8 protein-coding genes are annotated in these 7,069 nt (G+C 49.2%); 3 read left to right on the top strand and 5 right to left on the bottom strand.

Annotation, left to right across the window (positions count from 1 at the left end; genetic code table 11):
• Positions 1 to 483 precede the first annotated feature (483 nt).
• Complete coding sequence (gene smpB / locus OGV85_RS00440) at positions 484 to 966, bottom strand: SsrA-binding protein SmpB (protein ID WP_003031211.1); 483 nt, start codon at positions 964 to 966, stop codon at positions 484 to 486.
• A 154-nt stretch (positions 967 to 1,120) separates the two neighbouring features.
• Here smpB and ratA point away from each other — a divergent pair, with 154 nt between their 5' ends.
• Complete coding sequence (gene ratA, locus OGV85_RS00435) at positions 1,121 to 1,564, top strand: type II toxin-antitoxin system toxin RatA (protein WP_003031213.1); 444 nt, start codon at positions 1,121 to 1,123, stop codon at positions 1,562 to 1,564.
• A complete protein-coding gene (locus tag OGV85_RS00430) occupies positions 1,548 to 1,844 on the top strand; it encodes an RnfH family protein (RefSeq protein ID WP_003031215.1) in 297 nt (98 codons plus the stop codon). The genes ratA and OGV85_RS00430 overlap by 17 nt, the downstream gene beginning before the upstream one ends.
• 50 nt (positions 1,845 to 1,894) lie before the next feature.
• On the opposite strand, the gene bamE is transcribed toward OGV85_RS00430, so the two are convergent.
• The 3 genes from bamE to nadK form a co-directional block, all read right to left on the bottom strand.
• Positions 1,895 to 2,239, bottom strand: coding sequence for an outer membrane protein assembly factor BamE (bamE, locus tag OGV85_RS00425; RefSeq protein WP_003031218.1), 345 nt, complete (start codon positions 2,237 to 2,239; stop codon positions 1,895 to 1,897).
• 149 nt (positions 2,240 to 2,388) lie between these two features.
• Positions 2,389 to 4,050 (bottom strand): DNA repair protein RecN, encoded by a 1,662-nt coding sequence (recN, locus tag OGV85_RS00420; protein ID WP_003845854.1) that lies wholly within the window; start codon positions 4,048 to 4,050, stop codon positions 2,389 to 2,391.
• An 85-nt stretch (positions 4,051 to 4,135) separates the two neighbouring features.
• A complete protein-coding gene (gene nadK, locus OGV85_RS00415) occupies positions 4,136 to 5,014 on the bottom strand; it encodes an NAD(+) kinase (RefSeq protein WP_003031220.1) in 879 nt (292 codons plus the stop codon).
• A 122-nt stretch (positions 5,015 to 5,136) separates the two neighbouring features.
• On the opposite strand from nadK, the gene grpE reads away from it, so the two are divergent.
• Positions 5,137 to 5,730, top strand: coding sequence for a nucleotide exchange factor GrpE (gene grpE, locus OGV85_RS00410; protein WP_003031221.1), 594 nt, complete (start codon positions 5,137 to 5,139; stop codon positions 5,728 to 5,730).
• Positions 5,731 to 5,779: 49 nt separating this feature from the next.
• On the opposite strand, the gene OGV85_RS00405 is transcribed toward grpE, so the two are convergent.
• Complete coding sequence (locus OGV85_RS00405) at positions 5,780 to 7,069, bottom strand: HlyC/CorC family transporter (RefSeq protein ID WP_008324538.1); 1,290 nt, start codon at positions 7,067 to 7,069, stop codon at positions 5,780 to 5,782.

Raw genomic sequence — 7,069 nt, 5'->3', positions numbered from 1 at the left:
CATGTAATTACATTGATTAGGTCATGCAGATGTTCGTTTACTTAGTAAATACGTTCGGGACCTGCCGACTGAATAGTTCTTTCGTATTAGATGATATAGTCAGAAAGAAAGTATTCTGCAACTTATCCATATTAAAAATATATTTGGCTAATTGAAAAGGATACTTTCCGGTGCGTATTTAATGATTTGTTTTTGGTTAACTTATTGTATTTTAATGTTTTTTATTTAAATTGAAATGAGGGGTATATAATAAACAACAGTAATAATAGTGTTATAAAATAAACCTAAATATAGGCAATATGGTCTTGAAGTTTTATTTTATTAGACTATGGGTCGCTACGGTAATGCCATGGGAGTTTATTTCATACCTGAACGATTCAGCACAAATAAACCATAAATTTGATGAATGTATTGGGTGGGTTTCAATAACTAAAAAATAAGAACCAGTCTCAGGGTGAGAGACTGGTCACAGAGGAGTAGCGTTTAGCGACCAGCATTTTTCATAATACGCGCTTTATCTAACTGCCATTCGCGTTCTTTCACATCGGAGCGCTTGTCGTGCTGTTTCTTACCTTTTGCGACGCCAATTTTCACTTTGCACCAGGCATTTTTCCAGTACAGTGAAAGCGCAACGACGGTATAACCGTCACGATTCATACGACCATACAGGGAGTCGAGTTCACGCTGGTTTAACAACAGCTTACGGGTACGGGTGGGATCACATACCACATGCGTTGAGGCAACAGCCATTGGCGTGAAGTTGGCGCCAAACAGGAACGCTTCGCCGTCTTTAAGGATGACATAGCTATCGCCGATGTTAGCTTTACCTGCGCGCAGAGATTTGACTTCCCAACCTTGCAGAGCGAGTCCTGCTTCGAACTCTTCTTCAATAAAGTATTCGTGTCGTGCGCGCTTGTTAAGCGCGATTGTGGCTGAGCCAGGTTTGTGTGCTTTTTTCTTCGTCATAATGCCGCTCAGTATAGGTAATCTGGAATCGAAAAACACCCCATTTCATCCAGCGGGGCGCAAGGCGCTATCTTAGCACGAGTTAGGCTATAGCGTTTTTTTTAGCGGGGGATAAATGGTATTATTTGTGTGATTGATATTGATGGAAATTGTTATGCCTCAGATTAGCCGGACCGCTTTAGTACCTTACAGTGCGGAACAGATGTATCAGCTAGTGAATGATGTTAAATCCTATCCCCAGTTTTTACCGGGTTGCACCGGTAGCCGTGTGCTGGAGTCAACTCCGGGACAGATGACCGCGGCTGTGGATGTCTCGAAAGCAGGGATTAGCAAAACGTTCACCACGCGCAATCAATTGACCAGTAACCAGAGCATCCTGATGCATCTGGTCGACGGCCCGTTCAAGAAACTCATTGGCGGATGGAAGTTTACGCCACTGAGTCATGAAGCATGTCGTATTGAATTTCATCTCGATTTTGAGTTTACCAATAAGTTAATCGAGCTGGCGTTTGGTCGTATCTTTAAAGAACTGGCTTCAAACATGGTGCAGGCCTTCACGGTTCGCGCGAAAGAGGTTTACAGTGTCAGCGTCGGCTAAAATTGTCGTTGAAGTGGCGTATGCGCTGCCCGAGAAACAGTATCTACAGCGTGTAACGCTGCAACAGGGTGCTACGGTGGAAGAGGCTATCCGCGCTTCCGGGCTGCTGGAATTACGTACCGATATCGATCTCAACAAAAATAAAGTCGGGATATACAGCCGTCCGGTAAAGCTTGCTGATGTTCTGCAAGACGGCGATCGGGTGGAAATATACCGGCCACTGATTGCTGATCCGAAAGAGCTGCGCAGACAGCGAGCAGAGAAATCCGCTAAAAAATAGCAGACAATAAAAAAGGTGCTCATTGAGCACCTTTTTTTGATCTGTTAATCCTACTTGTTGTCGGTCAACGTAGGTTTATTATCAATGTTGGTCAAAACGCCGCTGCTGTTAAAAGTCAGCGTCAGTGTTTGCTGGGTTACGCCTTCATGACCAGGTTGCTGACGGAACACATAAAACCAGGTGTTAGTGCCAAAAGGATCGGACATCATTGGTGTACCCAGAGCATAAGCAACCTGCTGTTGCGTCATACCCGTGCGCACTTTGGCGACATCGGTAGGTGTCAGATAATTTCCCTGGTTGATGTCAGGGCGGTAAACCACTCGCTCCAGAGTGGAACAGCCTGCAGTCAACATCAGTAGTACTGCTGCAGCAGCAGTCAGCGTTTTACAGCGCATAGTGATTTGATTCCTTTTCGGGCCCGAGCAGTACGCGGCTCATATGTAATATGCCGATGATAATAGACCTTTCACCACTTTAAAACCTTTTGCTGTCGGGTCGGTCGGCGATTTTATGTTGAACTCAGACCTTAACAAGGTAAAAAAGTTTATGCCGCCAGCAGTTCTTTTGCATTTGCGAGGGTATTGCGCGTTACTTCGCTACCTCCGAGTAAGCGGGCTAATTCCTGCAGACGAGCGCGTTTATCAAGTGGTTGCATGTGTGTTTCGGTCATCGCGCCGTCAGTTTCTTTGCTGACATAGAAATGTTGATGACCACAGCCAGCAACCTGCGGCAGGTGAGTCACACACATTACCTGGGTTGACTCGCCCAACTGACGCAGCATTTTTCCCACCACTGCAGCGGTCGGGCCGCTGATGCCGACATCTACTTCATCGAAAATCAGCGCCGGTGTTTCCATTTTACGTGCGGTAATAACCTGAATAGCCAGCGCAATGCGCGACAGTTCCCCACCGGAAGCGACTTTCGCAATCGGCTGCAACGGCTGGCCTGGGTTAGTGGTCACTTTAAACTCTACGCGATCAGCACCGTCTGAGCTCAAATGATGTTCCTCAAATTTCACATCAATGCAAAAGACACCGTGCGGCATTGAGAGAGTATGCATGCTCTCTGTAATAAGTTGTCCCAGTTCCTGAGCATAATGCTGGCGCTGTTGGTGCAGCATTTTTGCCGTTTCCAGTGCCTGCTGGTGGTGATTGTTCACCGCCAGGGTTAAGGTTTCGAGAGAGTCGGCCTGATCGTCTAACTGCTGTTGTTCATCCAGCAATGACTGATAGAACTGTGGCAGCGCTTCAGGGGCAACATGATGCTTTCGCGCCAATGAGATTTGTTTGGAAATACGCTGCTCAAGTTCGAACAAACGGTTAGGGTCTAAATCCAGACGATCGCAATAGTGGCGCAGCTCGTCGCTGGCTTCGCTGAGCTGGATAGTGGCCTCTTCCAGCATGTCCAGAATACCGGAGAGCTTACCGTCCATTCCTGCCAGTTCACTAACCAACTGTTTTGCCGTGTACAGCTGGCTTTGCAGATTAACGTCTTCGCCGTCTGCCATGATAGCCAGTGCCTGTTGGCTGGTGGTGAGCAATTGCCCGCTGTTAGCCAGACGCTTGTACTCTTCATCAATTTGCTCAAATTCACCTGGCTGCGGGTTGAATTCGTTCAGTTCTTTTAACTGGTATTGCAATAGCTCTGCCCGGGCTGCGCGTTCCTGACTCTGTTGTTGATGATGTGCCAGGTCACGGCAGCTTTGGTGCCACAGTTGGTAGCGCACAGCCATTTCCTGAGTCAGGGATGCTTCATTGGCGTAGCCATCAAGCAGGGATTTTTGGTGTTCTGATTTTGTCAGGAGCTGATGCGCATGCTGACCGTGGATTTGAATAAGCAACTGGCCCAACTCGCGCAGCTGTGACAGCGGTACGGCAGTGCCGTTAATGAAGCCACGTGAACGTCCGTCGCTGCTGATAACGCGACGTAGCAAACACTCACGGCCTTCCTCAAGCTGGTTTTCTTCCAGCCAGCGCAGGGCCGCGGGGGTGTCTTTTAAGGCGAAGCGGGCGCAGAGGTCGGCTCGCGTGGCGCCTGCACGTACCATGTCGGCGTCTGCGCGTCCGCCCAGGCACAAACCGAGAGCATCAATGGCAATGGACTTACCCGCACCGGTTTCACCGGTAATAACGGTCATTCCGTTCTGGAAATCGATCTCAAGTTCACGAACGATAGCAAAATTGCTGATGGTCAGTTGTGCCAACATAGCTGTTTTCCTGTATGAAAAACCATAACTGTAATTACATACAGTATAAACTGGTTTTTTATACAGTAAAGAGGTTGGCGTTAAATTAGAATAATTTTTTTGACCAGCCTAACTTAGTGCTTAATGTGTTGAAATAGCTGTAATCTTTTGGGTGTATCAGGTTCAGATGATAATCACAGCGGCGAATTAATACGTCTTCACCTTCCTGTATAGGCAGGGCGATCTGGCTGTCGCAACTGATTTCCAGATCGTTACGGCGATGAGAGAAGCGCAGGCGAATGGTGCTGCTACTGTTGATCACCAGCGGTCGTGCGGAGAGCGTATGTGGGAACATCGGGACTAGCGTAATGGCATCCAGCGAAGGCGTCAGTATCGGGCCTCCGGCAGAGAGTGAGTAGGCGGTAGAGCCGGTCGGTGTGGAAATAATCAAGCCGTCCGAACGCTGGGAGAAGGCAAAAATTTCATCGATATAGACTTCAAATTCAATCATGTGCGCCACTTTTCCGGGGTGCAACACGACTTCATTGATCGCAGTGCTAATACGCTTCTGGCAGTCCAGTTGGCACACCTGGGCTTCGAGTAAAAAGCGCTTTTCGCTGATGTAGTGGCCTTCCAGCACGTCAGCTAACTGTTGTTGTGCATTGTCTGGGTCAAGGTCGGTCAGGAAACCGAGGTTACCGCGGTTAATGCCAATAACCTTGATGTCATAACGTGCCAGGGTGCGTGCGGCGCCCAGCATATTGCCGTCGCCACCGACAACTACGGCGAGGTCTGCCTGCTGGCCAATCTCTGCGAGCGTACCGGTTTTTACATTTTTCAGCTGCAGCTCGTGGGCGATTTGTTGCTCAACGATTACCTCATAACCTTTGGCGCACAGCCAACGGTAGAGCATTTCATGTGTGGTCAGTGCAGTGGGGTGACGTGGATGCCCCACAATGCCAATACACTTGAAATGTTTGTTCATTTTCTCGAGGTCCTTGTAACGAAGATTAGTGACAATGTGAGTACTTCCCTTGAAACCCTGAATCTTATCCCCATAATAATCCAGGTTAGCGAGATGAATGCGAAAAAAACGCGGAGAAATTCATGAGTAGTAAAGAACAGAAAACGCCTGAGGGGCAAGCCCCGGAAGAAATTATCATGGATCAGCACGAAGAAGTTGAGGCGGTTGAATCAGACGCTTCTGCTGAGCAGGTGGATCCGCGCGATGAAAAAATTGCGAATCTGGAAGCTCAGCTTGCTGAAGCCGAAACTCGCGAGCGCGACAGCGTGTTGCGTATCAAAGCGGAAATGGAAAACCTGCGTCGTCGTACCGAACTGGACGTAGAAAAAGCGCATAAGTTTGCACTGGAAAAATTCGTCAACGAGCTGCTGCCGGTGCTGGATAGCCTGGACCGTGCGCTGGAAGTTGCGGACAAAGACAATGACGCTATGGCGGCGATGGTTGAAGGTATTGAGCTGACCCGTAAGTCAATGCTGGATGTTGTGGCGAAGTTTGGCGTACAAGTGGTTGCGGATATCGACGTGCCGATGGACCCGAACGTGCATCAGGCGATTGCCATGGTAGAGTCTGACGACGTTGCTGCCGGTAATGTGCTGATGGTTATGCAGAAAGGCTATACCCTGAACGGACGTACCATCCGTGCGGCGATGGTCTCTGTGGCGAAAGCCAAAGGCTAATCAGCCTCAGACCGGGTAATGCTGATGCGCTACCCGGTCTGGATTACTCTCACTGGTCCGATACGCTTTCCCGCAGCGGTTTGACGGGCAACACCTGCACCTGTTTAATCATATTGTCCTGCACGTCGAGAATATCGATATCGTACTGCCCAATACGCACACGTGTGCCGGCAACCGGGATTTCTTCCAGCGCTTCAAGAATAATACCGTTCACGGTACGTGCATCATCTTCCGGCAGGTGCCAGTTAAACGCCTTATTGATTTCACGAACGTTGGCGCTACCGTCAATGATCACCGAACCGTCATTCTGTGGTGTGACTTCTTCGGCAAGCGTCGGTGACATTGAGGTCGTGAAGTCACCAACAATCTCTTCCAGGATATCCTCGACCGTAACCAGTCCCTGAATATCACCATATTCATTGACGACCAGGCCCACTTTCTTCTTATTACGCTGAAATTTAATGAGCTGGGTGCTGAGTGGCGTGCCTTCCGGAACGTAATAAATTTCGTCGGCGGCGCGTAACATGGTCTCTTTGGTGAACTCTTTTTTCTCGGCCATCAATCGCCAGGCTTCACGTACGCGTAGCATACTGATAGCGTCGTCCAGCGAGTCACGATACAGCACAATACGACCGTGCGGAGAGTGCGAAAGCTGACGCACAATTGATTTCCAGTCATCGTTGATATCAATGCCGATAATTTCATTACGCGGGATCATGATGTCATCGACGCTGACTTTTTCCAGATCCAGCACTGACAGCAGCATATCCTGGTTACGGCGTGAGATTTGCGAGCGCGATTCATTCACCAGCGTTCGCAGTTCATCTTTACTCAGCGAACCGCTCACTACGATATCCGTTTTGATGCCCATCATGCGCATCAGCAGCCGCGTGATGGTGTTGAGTAACCATACCAACGGCATCATCAGAATCTGCAGGGGAGCCAGCAGGACACTGCTCGGATAGGCGACTTTTTCCGGATATAGTGCGGCAATCGTCTTTGGCAGTACTTCGGCAAAAACCAGTACCACAAACGTCAGTACCCCAGTGGCAATGGCGACGCCCGCATCGCCATACAGGCGCATACCGACAATAGTACCGAGCGCGGAGGCCAGAATATTCACCAGATTATTGCCGATGAGCACCAGGCTTATCAGGCGATCCGGCTTGCGAAGTAACTTTTCAACGCGTTTTGCCTGTCGATTTCCCTGCTTGGCCCGATGACGTAGACGATAGCGATTCAGGGTCATCATTCCGGTTTCAGAACCGGAAAAATAGGCGGAAATGACCACCATGATGAGGAGCGTGACAATGAGCGTGGTGGTGGAGATGTGTTCCAC

This window comes from Citrobacter sp. Cf132 (assembly GCF_030333885.1).
GTDB classification, from domain to species: Bacteria; Pseudomonadota; Gammaproteobacteria; order Enterobacterales; family Enterobacteriaceae; genus Citrobacter; species Citrobacter freundii.
This window is presented reverse-complemented; position numbering and strand designations above follow the sequence as displayed.

What these genes read in the sequence shown, in the direction of transcription:
- smpB (WP_003031211.1), bottom strand. Translation starts at nt 966, where the DNA reads ATGACGAAGAAAAAAGCACACAAACCTGGCTCAGCCACAATCGCGCTT.
- ratA (WP_003031213.1), top strand. Translation starts at nt 1,121, where the DNA reads ATGCCTCAGATTAGCCGGACCGCTTTAGTACCTTACAGTGCGGAACAG.
- bamE (WP_003031218.1), bottom strand. Translation starts at nt 2,239, where the DNA reads ATGCGCTGTAAAACGCTGACTGCTGCTGCAGCAGTACTACTGATGTTG.
- recN (WP_003845854.1), bottom strand. Translation starts at nt 4,050, where the DNA reads ATGTTGGCACAACTGACCATCAGCAATTTTGCTATCGTTCGTGAACTT.
- nadK (WP_003031220.1), bottom strand. Translation starts at nt 5,014, where the DNA reads ATGAACAAACATTTCAAGTGTATTGGCATTGTGGGGCATCCACGTCAC.
- grpE (WP_003031221.1), top strand. Translation starts at nt 5,137, where the DNA reads ATGAGTAGTAAAGAACAGAAAACGCCTGAGGGGCAAGCCCCGGAAGAA.